The sequence below is a fragment of the Halomonas sabkhae genome, from assembly GCF_030409265.1.
In the GTDB taxonomy this organism is placed as follows: Bacteria; Pseudomonadota; Gammaproteobacteria; order Pseudomonadales; family Halomonadaceae; genus Halomonas; species Halomonas halmophila.
On record NZ_JAUFPM010000006.1, the window covers coordinates 39,206 to 55,491 of the forward strand.

Annotated in this window: 15 protein-coding genes; 6 read left to right on the top strand and 9 right to left on the bottom strand. The window is 64.4% G+C overall.

What is annotated here, in order from left to right; translation table 11 throughout:
- Positions 1-6 precede the first annotated feature (6 nt).
- The 5 genes from QWY79_RS04800 to QWY79_RS04820 form a co-directional block, all read right to left on the bottom strand.
- Positions 7-552 carry a hypothetical protein gene (locus tag QWY79_RS04800; protein WP_290270426.1) on the bottom strand — a complete coding sequence of 182 codons (546 nt, stop codon included), beginning with the start codon at positions 550-552 and terminating at the stop codon, positions 7-9.
- A 37-nt stretch (positions 553-589) separates the two neighbouring features.
- Complete coding sequence (locus QWY79_RS04805; RefSeq protein WP_290270427.1) at positions 590-2,035, bottom strand: HAMP domain-containing sensor histidine kinase; 1,446 nt, start codon at positions 2,033-2,035, stop codon at positions 590-592.
- Positions 2,036-2,942: 907 nt separating this feature from the next.
- Positions 2,943-4,256, bottom strand: coding sequence for an amino-acid N-acetyltransferase (argA, locus tag QWY79_RS04810; RefSeq protein WP_290270428.1), 1,314 nt, complete (start codon positions 4,254-4,256; stop codon positions 2,943-2,945).
- Positions 4,257-4,468: 212 nt separating this feature from the next.
- Entirely contained in the window at positions 4,469-5,734 is a 1,266-nt protein-coding gene (locus QWY79_RS04815) for an inorganic phosphate transporter (RefSeq protein ID WP_290270429.1), read from the bottom strand.
- Between the two features lie 46 nt (positions 5,735-5,780).
- Positions 5,781-6,461 carry a TIGR00153 family protein gene (locus QWY79_RS04820; RefSeq protein WP_290270430.1) on the bottom strand — a complete coding sequence of 227 codons (681 nt, stop codon included), beginning with the start codon at positions 6,459-6,461 and terminating at the stop codon, positions 5,781-5,783.
- Positions 6,462-6,578: 117 nt separating this feature from the next.
- Between QWY79_RS04820 and QWY79_RS04825 the strand changes: the two genes are divergently transcribed.
- Positions 6,579-7,445, top strand: a complete 867-nt coding sequence (locus tag QWY79_RS04825; RefSeq protein WP_290270432.1) for a CYTH domain-containing protein — start codon at positions 6,579-6,581, stop codon at positions 7,443-7,445.
- 26 nt (positions 7,446-7,471) lie between these two features.
- The gene (locus QWY79_RS04830) at positions 7,472-8,350 is read left to right on the top strand and encodes an ion transporter (protein WP_290270434.1); all 879 of its coding nucleotides are present in this window, start codon (positions 7,472-7,474) and stop codon (positions 8,348-8,350) included.
- Positions 8,351-8,371: 21 nt separating this feature from the next.
- Here the strand turns inward: QWY79_RS04830 and QWY79_RS04835 are convergent, their stop codons facing one another.
- The 4 genes from QWY79_RS04835 to QWY79_RS04850 all read right to left on the bottom strand — a co-directional run bounded on the left by QWY79_RS04835 (position 8,372) and on the right by QWY79_RS04850 (position 12,496).
- The gene (locus QWY79_RS04835) at positions 8,372-8,932 is read right to left on the bottom strand and encodes a DUF192 domain-containing protein (protein ID WP_353960356.1); all 561 of its coding nucleotides are present in this window, start codon (positions 8,930-8,932) and stop codon (positions 8,372-8,374) included.
- The gene (pyk, locus tag QWY79_RS04840) at positions 8,904-10,391 is read right to left on the bottom strand and encodes a pyruvate kinase (RefSeq protein ID WP_290270436.1); all 1,488 of its coding nucleotides are present in this window, start codon (positions 10,389-10,391) and stop codon (positions 8,904-8,906) included. The genes QWY79_RS04835 and pyk overlap by 29 nt, the downstream gene beginning before the upstream one ends.
- Entirely contained in the window at positions 10,388-11,713 is a 1,326-nt protein-coding gene (locus tag QWY79_RS04845) for a glycerate kinase type-2 family protein (RefSeq protein WP_290270438.1), read from the bottom strand. Before QWY79_RS04845 ends, pyk begins: the two co-directional genes overlap by 4 nt.
- A 75-nt stretch (positions 11,714-11,788) precedes the next feature.
- Positions 11,789-12,496 (bottom strand): glutathione S-transferase N-terminal domain-containing protein, encoded by a 708-nt coding sequence (locus tag QWY79_RS04850; RefSeq protein WP_290270440.1) that lies wholly within the window; start codon positions 12,494-12,496, stop codon positions 11,789-11,791.
- Between the two features lie 149 nt (positions 12,497-12,645).
- On the opposite strand from QWY79_RS04850, the gene QWY79_RS04855 reads away from it, so the two are divergent.
- From QWY79_RS04855 to QWY79_RS04870, 4 genes are all read left to right on the top strand, one after another.
- Positions 12,646-13,047: a GlcG/HbpS family heme-binding protein gene (locus QWY79_RS04855; protein ID WP_141319062.1), complete on the top strand. Its 402-nt coding sequence runs from the start codon at positions 12,646-12,648 to the stop codon at positions 13,045-13,047.
- Between the two features lie 82 nt (positions 13,048-13,129).
- Positions 13,130-13,396, top strand: coding sequence for a DksA/TraR family C4-type zinc finger protein (locus QWY79_RS04860; RefSeq protein WP_290270444.1), 267 nt, complete (start codon positions 13,130-13,132; stop codon positions 13,394-13,396).
- 208 nt (positions 13,397-13,604) lie between these two features.
- Complete coding sequence (locus QWY79_RS04865) at positions 13,605-15,248, top strand: BCCT family transporter (protein ID WP_290270446.1); 1,644 nt, start codon at positions 13,605-13,607, stop codon at positions 15,246-15,248.
- 88 nt (positions 15,249-15,336) lie between these two features.
- Positions 15,337-16,245: a DMT family transporter gene (locus QWY79_RS04870; RefSeq protein ID WP_290270448.1), complete on the top strand. Its 909-nt coding sequence runs from the start codon at positions 15,337-15,339 to the stop codon at positions 16,243-16,245.
- The last annotated feature ends 41 nt before the right edge of the window (positions 16,246-16,286 follow it).

Genomic DNA, 16,286 nt, shown 5'->3' on the forward strand with positions numbered 1-16,286 from the left:
TCCGTGTTACTCGCTTCGCTCTCGCGAGTTGATGTTGCGTTCAATATCGGTGAGCGCATCCAGCTTGTCTTCGAGCGCTTGCTTGTCGGCTGCCAGGTTGTCCTGTTCCTCCAGCAGCTGGTACTGGCGATACTGGAGGTCGCGACGGCGCTCCAGCTCATTCAGCCAGTAGCGCAACAAGGGCTGAAGCTTTGAGGGTGCCGCATGCAGGTCTGCCTTGAGCAGCTCGGAGGCCTGCTTCCACTGGGCAACAGGGCCCCATGCCATTACCACCGCCCGCGCCAGCCGAGCCTCGGACCTTGTGCCATTGAATCGCTCCAGCATATCACTGCGCCATTCGCTATCAGCGCGTTGCGAGGCCAGACCAAAGGCCACCCACTCTTGCAGCAGGCAGGCGGAGTCACGAAAGCCGGGGACTTGCGTATAGCACTCCATGGCTTCCGGCTGCGCAGGTGCGTCGGTTTCCCGGTCCTGCTCGGGCGTCATGGGAAGCCACTGGCAACCCGTCAACCACAGTGCGGCCAGACAGACGATCCAGGCTCTACTTTGCATGTCATCAGCTCCTTGCGGCTCCCCGAGGGGTGGTTCTTCATGCGTTATTATCTTCCATGCCCGCGCCCTGGGGCAGCGTCAGGCGAAAGCACACGGCCAGCCGGTCGTCGACCAGTTCGAGCGTGCCATGCTGCAGGCGGGCGCAGTCCGCCGCCACGGACAGACCGACACCGGACCCTTTCAAGGCTCCCTTGCGACGAATGCGTCCCTGATAGAAGGCCTCGAAGAGGTGCTGACCGTCTTCCTCGGAGATTGACTCACCACTGTTGGCCACCTCGAGCGTCAAGCACGACGCCGTGGTACCTGCCCGAATTTCCAGCTGGCCTCCATCTTCACCATAGGCGATGGCATTGGAAACCAGGTTATCGAGTATGCGGCTTGTCGCGGTGGGATCTATCCGCCATTTCAACGGTCCATCGAAACATGTGACCTGCATGCCCTTGTTCTGCAGCGCCAGTCGATGCTTGGCCAGCACCTCCTTGACCACGGTGGCGAGATCCCGATCCTCGAGTTCCAGACGGCGGTTGTGCTGAAGCAGGTTGTAATCCAGCAATTGTTCGATGAGCTGCTGCAGTTCGCCACCACTGGCATCGATCAGTTCGAGTATCTCGCGCTGATGCTGGGTCAGCTCGCCTGCCACCCCATCGGTGAGCAGGGACGAGCCCTCGCGCACACTGGCCAGCGGTGTCTTCAGCTCATGCGACATGTGCCGCAGAAACTGTTGTTTCTGCTCTTCCAGTTCATTGAGCCGGGATGACAACCAGTCCAGGCGGTCATCGAGGCGTACCAGCTCGGCCGGCCCCTGCACCGACATCCGCGCCTGTTGCTGGTCGCCACTGCCGATTCCCAGGATATGACGCTCCAACTGGCGTATCGGCCGAATGATGAGACGCGTGAACAGCAGCATCAGCAGCAGGCTGGCCGATACCAGGGCGGCGGTCTGCCACCACAGGCGCGTCTGCACTTCCTCGGCGCGTTGACGGATATCGTCCAGACGCTGGTCGATACGCTGGTTGGTGGCCGCCTGCATGGCCTCGGTCTTCTCCGCAAAGGGCGGGAAGGCGGCAAGACGCTCCTCGAATGCCTCCAGAGACAGGTCGGGCAATTCGGCCAGTTCGTCCAGCTGGTCGCCCAACGCCGCCACATTCGGGTCATCGGGCAGCAACTCACGCTGACTGGCCAGCAGGCTGCGGAACTCCGCCAGCCGCTGGTCGTAGATCTCGAGCAGGCTCTCCTCCTCGACCACCGCATACTGGCGAGCGGCGCGCTCCATCTTCAGCGCCAGTGCGCCCAGCGTCCGGGCCCGGCGAGTTTCCTCGACCGCCTGACGCGCACTCACATCAGCGAGTCGCGACAGCTCGGAAAGCGCCTGCCCGGCCTGGAACATCAGTACGGCCAGGGGCAGCATCACCATGAGGAAGGCCAGCAGCACCAGCTGCAACAAGGAGCGCGGTCGCCAACGACGGGAAACAACTGAGGGCATGGTTAGTGTGCTTTGCAAGATGGAAATGGTAGACACTATCGCAACCGCCCGAGGATACCAGAGATACGCGGGTTCGCCTGCTGGCTGACAGGCGGCAACACAGTAAAAAAAAGGCCGGCAGAGCCGGCCCAATACGCAGGGAACTGAAGGGTTGGAAAGCACCAGCCAGATAGACCTGGTTCCGCAATCTGCTGGCTCGCTTTCACGGGCCCCTAAAAGGCCCTCGAAGCCGCCTGAATTCCATTGCCACCAGGAGCTGGCTTCAGGCATCAAGGCAGCGGACTGCCTTGCTTCGATCCAGAGGTATCGCCGCAAGGCGAATACCTGATTGACTCTTGCCCCGGGGTCGGGGTTTGGCATCCTTGCCAGAGCTTCCGTGCTCTTCTCGGTACACCTCCATGACGCAAGTCGGTACCGTCTCATCGCAACCTAAAAGTCACACATCGCTGGAGCAGACAATGACCACATCAAGGCAGGGCACACAGGGCAGTGATTTATCGTACCTTGCTGCAGCCGGGAAACGATTCGAGCCGTAAGAATCATTTCCTGTCGCTCACCCAGATACCTGCCAATTCCATGCCAAAAAACTAAAAAACCATTTAATTCAGTTAATTAAATAAGAGGAGCTGCCAGGAGCGCGACACGACAGTGCAGTCAGGGAGGGAGAGGCGACGAATTCTGTCGCCATAAAGCGACGCGCAATCGAGAAAAAACGAAGAACCTTTTCATGACAACAGCTTATGTCGTCTCATAAAGGCAACACCGGGTGCCGATACCCGCCCCGGTGCTGCCTGAAAAGCCGACGAACGCAGGGGTACGGGGCGCACATCCGCGAAACCCGGGGTTTGCAGACAGTAACAGGGCAGTCTGCACGGACTGGCAACACCACATGGTCGAACAACAGGGGTCAGCGGATCGACTTGACCAGCACCTTGGACTGCCGGGCGTGATTGTAGGTATCACGCTTGAGAGGGGGAAGATCCGTGAGTTCTGCGGTACGGAAGCCGTGCTCGAAGAACCAGTGAGCCGTATGCGTCGTCAGCGCAAACAGCGAGCCGAGCCCCTGATGCCTGGCGCGCTTCTCCACCTCGGTGAGCAGCAGGTCGCCACGCGCGCCTCCGCGATAATCGACATGCACCGCCACACAGGCGAGTTCACCCATGCCGGCCGCCTGAAAGACATGCAGGGCGGCACAGCCGATGACCATGCCATCCCGCTCGATCACGACATAGTCGTCAATCTCGTATTCCAGGCGTTCGCGCGAGCGCGGCACCAGCATGCCGCGCTGCTCGAGTGGTTCGAGCAGCTCCAGCAGGCCCGCCACGTCGCCCACCTGAGCGGCCCGCAACTGCTCATACTGGTGGCGCGAGATCATGGTGCCCACACCATCCCGAGTGAACAACTCGCCCAGCAGCGCATCATGGTCGCGCCAGGACAGCAGGTGCGTGCGCGACACCCCATGGCGCGCGGCCGCGCTGGCCGACTTGAGATGACGATGCAACTCTTCCCCCGGCGCCGTATCCTCGAGCCAGTCACGCGCCTCATCCGGCGTCAACTGACGCTGCAGTTCACCCCGGCCATCCACCAGGCCACTGGCCTCCCCCAGCAGGATCAGCTTGTCGGCCGTCAATGCCGTCGCCACTTTCTGGGCGACCTCGGCGGCATCCAGATCGAAAACCTCGCCGGTGCTCGAATAGCCCAACGGCGGCAACAGGACCAGCGAGCCCTGCTCCAGCAACCCACTGATGGCCGTGTCGCGCACGCGACGCACCTCGCCGCTGCGCGCGAAATCGACCCCCTCGCGGACTCCCAGCGGCTTGGCCATGACCAGATTGCCCGACACCACCGTCATTTCCACGCCATGCAGGGGCGAATTGGGCAGTCCCAGGGACAAGCGCGACTCCAGCCACAGCCGCTGTTCGGCCGCTACCCGCTCGACGCGCGCCATGACAGCCTCATCCGCGACCCAGCGTCCATGATGGCGCGCCGGCGTGACACCCGCTGTCTCGAGGGCCTGGTTCACCTGAGGACGAATGCCCTGCACCACCACCAGGCGCACGCCCAGGGTATGCAGCAACGCCAGATCCTGAATGAGCTGCTCGCCCCGGCCCTCCGCGACCGCCTCACCTTCGATCAGGATGACAAAGGTACGACCTCGGTGGGCATTGATGTACGGCGAGGAATTGCGAAACCAGTCGACGAAGGGAAAGCGAGTGTCCAAGGCCGCGCTCCGGCAGCAGGTGAAAGAAAGCACGTGCTTGAACTATACCAGACGCAAAGCCGGTAGGTGAGCAAGGCTGCAAGTCGCCGATCACAAGCAGGAAGAAGGAAGAAGGAAGAAGGAAGAACCAGCTTCACCTCAGCCTCTTCAAGATCAAGGGTTTTCTTCCCTCTTAAAGGCGCTAAGCGCCGTTCTTCCTTCTTTCAGCGGCGTCAGCCGAACATCCCCTTGAACATGAAGAAGAACATGATCGCCAGAGTGGCGCCGGCCGGCAGGGTGATCAACCACGACATCACGATGGTGCCGATGACGCGCATGTTGAGGGCGGCCATGCCGCGGGCCAGGCCGACGCCCAGCACCGCACCGACCAGGGTCTGCGTGGTCGAGATCGGCAGACCGGTGCCGGAGGCCAGCACGACGGTGGTGGCGGCAGCGAGGGTCGCGGCGAAGCCACGGCTGGGGGTCAACTCGGTGATGCCGGTGCCCACCGTGGCGATCACGCGATGGCCGTATGTCACCAGGCCGATGACGATGCCGCCGCCACCGAGCATCAATACCCACCAGGGCACCAGGGCTTCACCGCCGATGGTCCCGCCGCTTTCCACGACGCTGATCACCGCGGCCAGCGGACCGACGGCATTGGCCACATCATTGGAGCCATGCGCAAAGGCCATGGCGCAGGCGGTAAACAGCATCAGCACGCCGAAGACGCGCTCCACCCCGCCGAAGCCGAAGGCATCATCCTGACGCTTGCCGGCGCCGACCCGGCGCTCACGCCAGATACCCAGCGCCATCAGCACGCCACCTACAAGGGTGGAATACAGCAGGCTGGCCCCGAACCCCAGGTCGAAGCCGACATGCTTGAGCCCCTTGGTAAAGGTCACCATGGCCACGATGAAGCCCACCAGGAAGACATACATGGGCACGTAGCGCTTGGCCGCCGCGAAAGGGTCATGGTTCTCGAAGATCAGATGCTGCACGGAACGGAACAGCATGAAGGCGATGGAGCCCGCCATCAGCGGCGAGACCACCCAACTGGCGGCAATCTGGCCGACCTTGCCCCAGCCAATGGCATCCAGCCCCAGACCGGCCATGGCAAAGCCGACGATGGCACCGACGATGGAATGCGTGGTCGATACCGGCCAGCCTCGCATCGAGGCGATCAGCAACCAGGTCGCCGCCGCCAGCAGGGCCGCCAGCATGCCGTAGACCAGCAACTGCGGATCATCCTGCAGTGCCGTCGGGTCGATGATGCCCTTGCGAATGGTGTTGGTCACCTCGCCGCCGGCCAGCCAGGCGCCGAGAAATTCGAAGACGACGGCGATCAGGATCGCCTGCTTGATGGTAATGGCCTTGGAGCCCACCGAGGTGCCCATGGCGTTGGCCACGTCATTGGCGCCGACACCCCAGGCCATGAAGAGGCCGAATGCACAGGCCATGAGGATGAAGATGTCGCCGTATTGCGCGATGATCGACATTGGACGCTGTCCTTCTGCGGTCAGAGTGGTGGCGGGGAATTCCCGATCAGTTGGCCGTCATGATCTGCAGACGACTGCCGACGCGTTCGGCGAGATCGGAAAGCTCGCCCACCCAGTCGATGATCTTGTAGAGGAACATCACCTCCACCGGCGGCAGGCTCTCTTCCAGCGTGAAGAGCTGGCGACGAATGGCCACCTGCTGGCCGTCGGTCTGCTGTTCGAGGGTGTGAAGCTCACGGATCAGGTTCTGCATGACATCGGACACATTGCGCCCGAAGCCGGACTCCAGCAGATCCTTGAGTTCCTCCAGCGCCTGGCGCGCCTGGGCCACGCAGGCCACGGAGGTCTGCATGTAATGGCGCATGGACTCGGCCAGCGGTTCCGGCATCTGCATGCTGCGGCCCAGCATGATGCCGGTGATGTCACGCACCTTGTTGGCGATCTTGTCCTGGACGCTGATCAGGTCCAGCAGATCAGAGCGCGAGACCGGCAGAAACATGGTATTGGGGAGGTTGAGACGCAGCTCTGTCTTGAGCTCGTCAGCCTCGTGCTCGAGACGCGTGATCGTCTCGCGATGGGTGCCGGCAGCCTGCCAGTCGCCATTGAGCGAGTCCTCGAAGAACGGCAGCAGCTGGTCAGCGCAGTCATTGACCTTGACGATGTGTGCCAGCAACGGCTGGAATGGCGAGCGGCCAAACATCGCGGAGAAGGGATTGGATGTCACCATGAGCATCTAACACTTGGAAAATGGCGGCGTCAGTATAGTGACTGGCCGTGGCGACGTCATGAAAAATTCACGCAAAATTCACGCAAATTTCATCCAGACGACACAGGGCACCCGGCCATGGCAAGTGAAATCGAACTCAAGCTGGCACTCGGCGACGCCGCGCCGGACTCTCTTCCCCGCCACCCTCGCCTCGCCTCGCTGACGCCACGGGTCGGCCGGCTGGGCAATACCTATTACGACACCCCCGAGGGTGACCTGGAAGCGGCTCGCAGCGCACTGCGCCTGCGCCGGGACGGCGAACGCCTGCTGCAGACCGTCAAGACCCGAGGGCATGGCGGCGGCGGCCTGTCGAGCCGCGGCGAATGGGAATGGCCTGTCACGGGCCCCGGGCTCGACCTCGACGGGCTCGGCGAGATTCCGCCCATGGCCGCCCTGGGCCAGGATGTCATCGCCCGTCTCGAGCCACGCTTCTCGACCGATTTCACGCGCCGGACCTGGCGAGTGACGAGCGAAACCGCGGATATCGAAGTCGCCCTGGACAGCGGCGAGATTCGCGCCGGCGACGCCCGGGTGACGATTCGCGAGCTGGAGCTGGAATTGAAGGACGGCGAGCCGAGCGCCCTGCATGAACTGGCCAGTCGTCTGGCCGAAGGGGTAGCGCTGCGCCCTTCGGACACCAGCAAGGCGGCCCGTGGCGGCGCGCTGCTGCTCGGCCGCTGGCAACTGCCCGAGGGTGGCAGCCCGGCCGCCTGGTTCCATCGGGCCAATGTCGCGCTGGATGCCCTGGCCGACACCGGCGACCCGGCATGGCGCCACCAGGCTCGCGAGGCCTTTCAACAACTGGCTCGCCTGAGCGAAGATACAGCCGAGAATGCCCGCTGGCTGGCCGGGGCGCTGGAAGGCCCCGACTGGTTCGATGCGGCCTTTGGCGACCACGCGCTGGCGCTGTCGCGCCGCCTGCCCGGGGATGCCCAGCTCGGCTGACCCACGACCACAAGGACGCCCCTCTCGTGAGCCACTTGAAACCCGCTGCGGAAGGCCTGCGCACACGCATCTTTCAGGTCATCTTCGAGTCCGACACGCCCGCCGCCAAGGGCTTCGATATCGCCCTGATCGGCGTGATCCTGTGCAGTGTGCTGGTGGTCATGCTGGAAAGCGTGGTGCCGCTGCGCGAGCGCCATGGCGCGCTCTTCCATTGGCTCGAATGGGGCTTCACGATCCTCTTCACGGCCGAGCTGGCCGTGCGACTCTACTGCCTGGACCGGCCCTGGCAGTACCTGCGCAGCTTCTATGGGGTCATCGACCTGCTGGCCATCCTGCCCACCTGGCTGGCCCTGATCGTGCCGGGCACCCAGTCGCTGGTCGTGGTCCGGCTGCTGCGAACGCTGCGCATCTTTCGCGTATTGCGCCTGATGGAATTCGTCGGTGAAGGCCGATTACTGATCGATGCCCTGAAACGCAGCTCCCATCAGATCTTCCTGTTTCTGTTCACCGTCTGCATGCTGATCACCATCTTCGCCTCGCTGGTGTATCTGATCGAGCCCGCCGAGGCCGGCTTTACCAGTATTCCCACTTCGATCTACTGGGCGGCGGTGACGCTGACCACGGTCGGCTATGGTGACATCGCGCCGATCACACCGCTCGGTCAGGCCATTTCGGTGATGATGATGCTGATCGGCTACTCGATCATCGCCGTGCCCACCGGCGTCTTCTCCGCCGAGGTCATCCGCTCGATTCGAGCCGATCGCTATTCCGAGGAAGCCTGCCCCGGCTGCGGCCACGACCGCCACGACCAGAAGGCCTATTACTGCCTGCGCTGCGGCACCTGGCTGGACGAGGAGACCCCGGACCCACGGGCCAAGGACCAGGACGATGGCGAGACACCCTGAGGTCAGCTCCCAGGCAGCTCCCTAGCGGCAGGCACTACCGTCCTGCGCCGGCCAGCTGACGCAGTCGCCCGGCTGGATGCCCCGGGCTTCGAAGTACCCCGCATTGACCTCCAGGGCCGCATGATACGGCGCTTCGGCCCGCGTCACCGGGCAGTCGCTCGGCGAGGCAGCGCGACACGGCTGCATGCGATGGATCTCGTTGATACGCCCCTCGGCATCCAGAAAGGCGATGTCCAGCGGAATCCGCGTACGGTACATCCAGAAGCCGCTACGCGCGGGCTGGGCCACGTCGTAGAGAAACAGCATGCCGGCATCCCGGGCCAGGGATTCGCGCTCCATCAGCCCCTGACTGCGTTCCGACGAGCTGTTGGCCACCTCGACCGTCAGGCGGTGCGGGCCCTGGCGGCTATGAATGGTCAGGGGACGGGTCGGCAGCAGGGCCGCCCAGGCCAGCGGCTGCCACCAGAGCGCCAATGGCGCCACCAGCATGCCTTTCAGCAAGCGGCGGCGTGTCGGGTTCGGCGTGTGCGTACGCCGGCTGGTGGTCAGCGTCTCAGCGACGCCCATGCTGTGGACCCACATCGAGAATCTTCAGGGTATTGGTGCCGCCATGCGCATTCATGTGATCCCCCCGGGTCAGGATGACATGGTCCCCCGGCTCGGCAATGCTGTGACGGACCAGCACATCCATGGCGCGGTCGTTGAGCTCGTCGGCGGTCATCTGGCTGGTATCGAAGGGCAGCGACACCACGCCCCGATACAGCGCCATGCGCCGCTGGGCGACCGGGTTGTGCGCCAGTCCGACGATCGGCAACCCCGAACGAATCCGCGAGGCAATCAGCGGCGTGTAGCCGGTGGAGGTCATGCAGACGATGGCGGCCACACCGGAGAGGTGATTGGCGGCATACATGGCCGACAGCGCAATGGTCTCGTCGATGCGCGAAAAGCCTTCATGGATGCGATGGCCGGAGGCCTGGGCCACCCGTTCACGCTCGGCGCCCAGGCAGACACGCGCCATGGCCTCGATGGTTTCCACCGGATAGTCACCGGCGGCGGTCTCGGCGGATAGCATCACCGCGTCGGTGGCGTCCAGCACCGCATTGGCCACGTCGAACACCTCGGCTCGGGTGGGCAGCGGCGACTCGATCATCGACTCCATCATCTGGGTGGCGGTGATCACCGCCCGGTTCAGGGTGCGCGCGTGCTTGATGATGCGCTTCTGAGTGCCGATCAGCTGTTCGTCGCCGATTTCCACGCCCAGATCGCCGCGGGCCACCATCACCGCCTGGCTGGCCTCGATGATGCCGTCCAGCGTGTCATCATCGGCCACCGCCTCGGCGCGTTCCAGCTTGGCCACCAGGCCGATATCGGCACCGGCCTCGCCGAGCAGCTCGCGGGCCTCGTGCATGTCGGCGGCGCTGCGCGGAAAGGACACCGCCAGGTAGTCGACGCCGATCTCCATGGCGGTCTTCAGGTCGGTCTTGTCCTTGTCGGTCAGGGCCGGGGCGGAGAGGCCGCCGCCCTGCTTGTTGATGCCCTTGTTGTTGGACAGCTTGCCGCCCTGTTCCACGGTGGTGTGAATCTGCGTGCCGTCCACGCGCGCCACGTCCAGCACCAGCCGGCCGTCGTCGAGCAGCAGGCGGTCCCCGGCCACCACGTCATCGGCCAGCGCCTTGTAGTCACAGCCCACCCGGTTGGCGTCGCCGGCCTCGCTGTCCAGGGCCACGTCGATCACGAAGGTCTGGCCATCCTCGAGCTCCACCGGGCCGTCGCGAAAGCGCGCGATGCGAATCTTGGGGCCCTGCAGGTCGCCCAGCACGGCGACGCTGCGCCCCAGTCGAGCGGCCGCTTCGCGTACCTCGGTAAGGCGGCGGCGATGATCCTCGGGCGCACCATGGGAGAAGTTGAGGCGTACCACGTCGACGCCGGCGGCGATCATCTGCTCGAGCACGCCGGGCCGGTCGCTGGCCGGGCCGAGGGTGGCAACAATCTTGGTGCGGCGAATCGGCTCGTGGATCGGAGCATGGGGTGGCAGCGTCATGAAGTCCTCGGTAAAACCAGAATGGCTCGAAAGTCGTTGACATTGGTGCGCGTCGGGCCCGTCACGATCAGGTCGCCCAGGGCGGCAAAGAAAGTATACGCATCATTACGTGACAGATATTCGTCAGGATCAAGGTCGAGCCTTCCACGCTCCTGCCAGCAGCCCGGCCCGAAGATGGCACCGGCATTGTCTTCCGAGCCGTCGATACCATCGGTGTCGATGGCCAGGGCATGGATGCCCGGCGCCCCCTTCAGGGCACTGAAGAGCCCGAGCAGATACTCGACATTGCGACCACCGCGGCCATCTCCCTGCATGGTCACGCTGGTCTCGCCGCCGGACAGCAGCAGGCACGGCCGCGCAGCGTCACGCTGGGTGTCCAGCGCCAGCTGCGCCTGGGCCCGCCCGAGTTCACGCGCCTCGCCTTCCAGATCATCGCCCAGCAGCTGCACCTCGAGGCCTTCGGCGGCGGCGACATCGCGCGCCGCCTCCAGGGCATCACGCGCCCGCGCCAGCACCAGGTGTCGGTCACGCCGGAACTCGGCATCAGCCTCGCCGGGTGCCTGGCGGGTCGTGCTCAGGTGTCGGCGAACGCTCGGCGATATCTCGATTTGATAGTGCTCGAGGATCGCCAGGGCATCGGCCGGTGTGCTGGCATCGGGCAGAGTGGGCCCGGACGCGATCAGCGACGGCTCATCGCCGGGCACATCCGAGATTAGCCAGGTCAGCACGCGGGCCGGATGCGCCGCCACCGCCAGCCGTCCACCCTTGATGGCCGACAGATGACGCCGCACGGTATTGATCTCGCTGATCGGCGCCCCGCAGCGCAACAGCGCCTGGTTGAGGGCCTGTTTCTCGGCCAGCTCGATGCCCGGTGCCGGCAAGGTCATCAGCGCCGACCCACCCCCCGAGATCAGGGCAATCACCAGGTCCTGCTCGCCCAGCCCGTCCAGCGACTCGAGCATGCGGCGCGCCGCCCGTTCGCCGAGGTCATCCGGCATCGGGTGCGCGGCCTCCAGCACCTCGATGTTCGCGCAGGCCTCCGCATCGCCCTGAGGCCCATGGCCGTAGCGGGTGACGACCAGACCGCTCAGCGGCGCATCGGGATACTGCGCCTGCCAGGCACGCTCGAGCGCCGCCGCCATGGCCGCTGCCGCCTTGCCGGCCCCCACCACCAGGGTGCGTCCCGCCGGGGGCTCGGGCAGCACGTCAAAGACCAGTGACTGCGGATGCACCGCCGCAACCGCCGTGTGACCGAGCTGAACCAGCCAACGACGCACGGCCTCGGGGTCGGCCGGGTCGAAGGGCAAGGCCTGATCCGTCATGGGAGACTCCTCAACGCCGAAAATCGCTATCGGTCAGCATACGCAACTTGTCGGTCACACGCTCTGCACGAGCGTTCAGCGATAGGCGTCCTGGATATCGGTGATCCGGGTTGCCTGTCGGCCCAGGCCGTCATGCAGGTCGAGCATGCGCTCCAGCCAGGCATGGACCGGATCGGCATTGGAGACCAGGTCGGCGGTGGAGACGCAGCGCGCCCACATGAAGTTGCCGAAGACGAGGTAGTCGGCCGCGCCCGGGGCATCGCCGTCCAGGAAGGGAGCTTCCTCGAGGCGGCCGCGCAAGGGAGCCAGGGCGGTGTCGAGCTGGCTCAGCCCTCTCACCGGCGAATGCACTTCCTCGAGGGTGCGACCGAAGCGCTTTTCGCGGGTCTCGCGGAAGTAGGCACGATCATCCGGATGGATGGCATTGAGCAGATCCATGATGATGATCGCCATGATCGGAGGCGCCAGCGAGCGTTCGGCGTAATGCTTGAAGAAACGCGCCCGGGACTCGGCCAGCGCGTCGCCGACCAGCGGCGCCTCGGGATAGGTGCGATCGAGATAGCACAGAATGTCATAGCTCTCGGTGACCACCGTGTCACCATCGACCAGCACCGGCACCTTGTCGTGTTCGGTGAAGCTCAGGGCATCCTTCTCGGTGAAGCGCCAAGGTCGGGTTTCGACATCCAGCCCCTTGTGCGCCAGCGCCATGCGCACCCGCCAGCAGAAGGGGGAAAAGCGTAGTGCTGTGTCGATACCGCACAGATCATAGAGTACTCGGGACATGCTGGCTCCTCGCATCGGGGACAGGGGGCCATGATAGTGCCAAGAATCGGCGGGCCTGGCCAATGCGGGCCACACGCCCAGCCACCACACTGTCATGCTGCCCGCTCGATGCTAGAATCCGTGGCTCGAAGCCAATGCCAAGGAGCCACATGAAAACCAAAGCCATGCTAGAACTGGCCGATGTCAACGCCATCCTGGATGCCGCGCAGCGCGAAGCCGAGGCCAACCAGTGGGCCGTGACCATTGCCGTGGCCGATGACAGCGGCGAGCTGCTCGGCCTGCGTCGCCTGGATGGGGCCGCCGCGACAAGCGCCATGATCGGCACCCGCAAGGCACGCACCGCCGCCCTCAGCGGCAAGGAAACCCGGGTCTTCGAGCACATGATCAACGAGGGGCGCACCGCCTTTCTGTCGGTGCCGCTGGAAGGGCTGCTGGAAGGCGGCATCCCCGTCATCGTCGATGGCCAGCCCATCGCGGCCATCGGCGTCTCCGGCGTCAAGCCCGAACAGGATGCCCGGGTTGCCCGCGCCGGTCTCGCCGCCGTGGCTTGAGAGGTTGGCGCGCACCACCCTGCTCCGCTAGCCTTGCACAGGCGCAAGCCATCATTCTCGAGAGCATTGAGGACAACCGCACATGGCAGGAGGCTGGGCCAAGGACGGAAGCGTCCAGGAACAGATCGAAAGCACGGTCGAGGATGCCGTGGAGCGCTCGCGTAGCCGCCTGCCCGGCGGCGAGAGCCTCACGCATTGCGAGGAGTGCGATGAGCCGATCCCCGAAGCACGCCGCGCGGCCGTGCCGGGTGTGCGCCTGTGCATCGAATGCCAGGCCGAGCAGGACAAGCGTGACAGCGCCGGTACGGGCTTTAACCGGCGAGCCAGCAAGGACAGTCAGTTACGCTAGCGCCCCACTACTCTCCTCTCCCCTTCCCGCTCGAAGATGTCCGCGCCACGCCCTGCGCAAGCGGCGTGACGACTCACTGCGCCGGCTTTCCACGACGGCGCTCATGGTGAGCGTTTAATCAGATAACGGTAATTCGTCGCGCGCTTGGGGATAGTGAACAAGAATCACCCCTGAACGAGTGAATCTATCAACACAGGACAACCCCCTTATGAACAGTCCGAATGATGCGTCAGCGCATCCCGAACCGGTCGACGACATGCAGACAGATTATGTCGTCGGCCAGGACAATATCGAAGGCAGCCTGGGCCCCATCGGCTTCGACATCCACAACCGGGTCTTCATGATCTCGGCGGCAGCTTCCATCATCTTCATCCTGCTGACTCTGATGTTTCCGGAGACGGCCGGCAGCATGTTCCAGTCCATCGTGTCCTTTTCGACGGGCACGCTGGACTGGTACTTCATGATCGTGGTGGACTTCTTCATCCTGTTTTCGATCGCCCTGATCCTGCTGCCCCACGGCTCCATCCGGCTGGGCGGGCCCGATGCCAGACCCGAGTATGGCTACCTTTCCTGGTTCGCCATGCTGTTTGCCGCCGGCATCGGCATTGGCCTGCTGTTCTTCGGGGTGCTCGAGCCGGTCTATCACGCCAATGTGTCATTGCCGCTGGGCATCACCTCGCCCTTCGCCGATGGCGCCCTGAACGCCGATGCCGTACCCGAGGCGACCGCCATGGGGCTGGCCGGCACTTACCTGCACTGGGGCATCCACGGCTGGGCGGTCTACGTGGTCATGGCCCTGGCACTGGCGCTGTTCAGCTACAACAAGGGCATGCCGTTTTCCATTCGCTCGGCCTTCTTCCCGCTCCTGGGCGAGCGAGTCTGGGGCTGGTGGGGCCATATCATCGACATCCTGGCGGTGTTCTCGACGCTGTTCGGTCTGGCCACTTCCCTCGGCCTCGGGGCGCAGCAGGCCAACGCCGGCATGAACTTCGTGTTCGGCCTCGAGGTCAGCGTCACCGCCCAGATCATCATCATCCTGCTGGTGACCGCTGTGGCCCTGGTCTCCGTGTGGCGCGGCCTCGACGGCGGCGTGAAGCGGCTCTCCGAACTCAACATGATGATGGCCGTGTGCTTTTTCTTCTTCGTGTTGTTCGCCGGGCCGACCCTGGCCGCCCTGACCGGTTTCTGGGACGGCATGGTGACCTATGCCACGGAGTTCCTGGCACTCTCGGCCCCCTTCGGCCGCGAGGATGATGCCTACCGTCAGGCCTGGACCATCTTCTACTGGGCCTGGTGGGTCAGCTGGGCACCCTTCGTCGGCATGTTCATCGCCCGGGTATCGCGCGGCCGCACGGTTCGCGAGTTCGTCCTCGCCGTGCTGATCGTGCCCACCCTGTTCATCGCCATCTGGATGGGGGTCTTCGGCAGCACCGGGCTCGAGCAGCTCTATGCCAGCCCCGATACCAGCCTGGTCAAGCAATACGTGATCGATAACTACAACCCCGAGCTGTCGCTGTTCGGCATGCTCAATGAACTGCCGCTGACCGGCCTGATGTCGACCCTGGGGATCATTCTGGCGCTGATCTTCTTCGTCACGTCATCCGACTCGGGCTCGCTGGTCATCGACACCATCACCGCCGGCGGCAAGATCGATGCGCCGCGTCCCCAGCGCATGTTCTGGGCCACGGTGGAAGGACTGATCGCCATCGTGCTGCTGATCGGGGGCGGCCTGTCGGCGCTTCAGGCCGGGGTAACGGCCACAGCCATTCCCTTCTCGGTGCTCATGCTGCTAATGTGCTACACCATCATGAAGGCACTGAACAGCGAGCTGCGACTGCTGCGCGCTCGGTGACCCGCAACCGCCCCGCCTGAGCGGCGGGGACATCGACAGCCTGATTGCGAGCCCCGCCCATGCGGGGCTCGCGCATTTCGAGGCCACCATGCCACTGCTGCTATTCCTGCCACCTTTGGGGGCCGTGCTGATCTGGTCCGGCAACATGACCATCAACCAGCTGACCGTGGGCGCCATCGCCCCGAGCAGCATTGCCTTCCTGCGCTGGCTGCTGGCACTGGCCGTACTGACTCCCTGCGTGGCGCCCGCCGCCTGGCGCCACCGTGTCAGCCTGCGCCGCGAGTGGCCCAAGCTGGCGGTACTGGGCATGCTCGGCATGGGACTGTGGCAAGGGCTGGCCTATGTGGCCGCCGAGACGACCTCGGCCACCAACATGGGGATCCTGGCCGCCATGGTGCCGTTGCTCACCGTGCTGCTGAGCGCCCTCATCCTGCGCGAGTCGCCCAGCATGGGCGGCATCATCGGCGGGCTCTGCGCCTTCCTGGGCGTGAGCTTCCTGCTCGGCCGGGGCAATCCCCTGTCGTTGCTGGCACTCGAAATCTCGCGTGGCGACCTGCTGATGCTGCTGGCCGCGACCTGCTATGCCCTGTATGGCGTGATGCTCAAGCGCTGGCCGCTGGACCTGCCGCCCTGGGTGATGCTCTACGGGCAGGTGGTGTGCGCGGTGCTGCTTCTGCTGCCCTTCTACCTGGCCGGACCGATGACGCCGGTGACCCCGGACAATATCAGCTTGATCGCCTACGCCGGTATCCCGGCCTCCATCATCACTACCTACCTGTGGATGCGCGCCATTCGCCATATCGGCGCCAGCCGTGCCAGCATCTTCATCAACCTGATGCCGCTGTTCAGTGCCCTGATCGCCATGTTCGCCCTCGACGAACAGGTAGCCGGCTTTCATCTGCTCGGCGGCGTCCTGATTCTCGCCGGGGTGATCATGGCCCAGACCTGGACGGCCCCCTGGCATGGCGGAGCATCCGCTGCGTTTAGACGCCGCTAGTCAGTAGCACGGGCGCGCTTATAACCGCGTGATAAACTGGT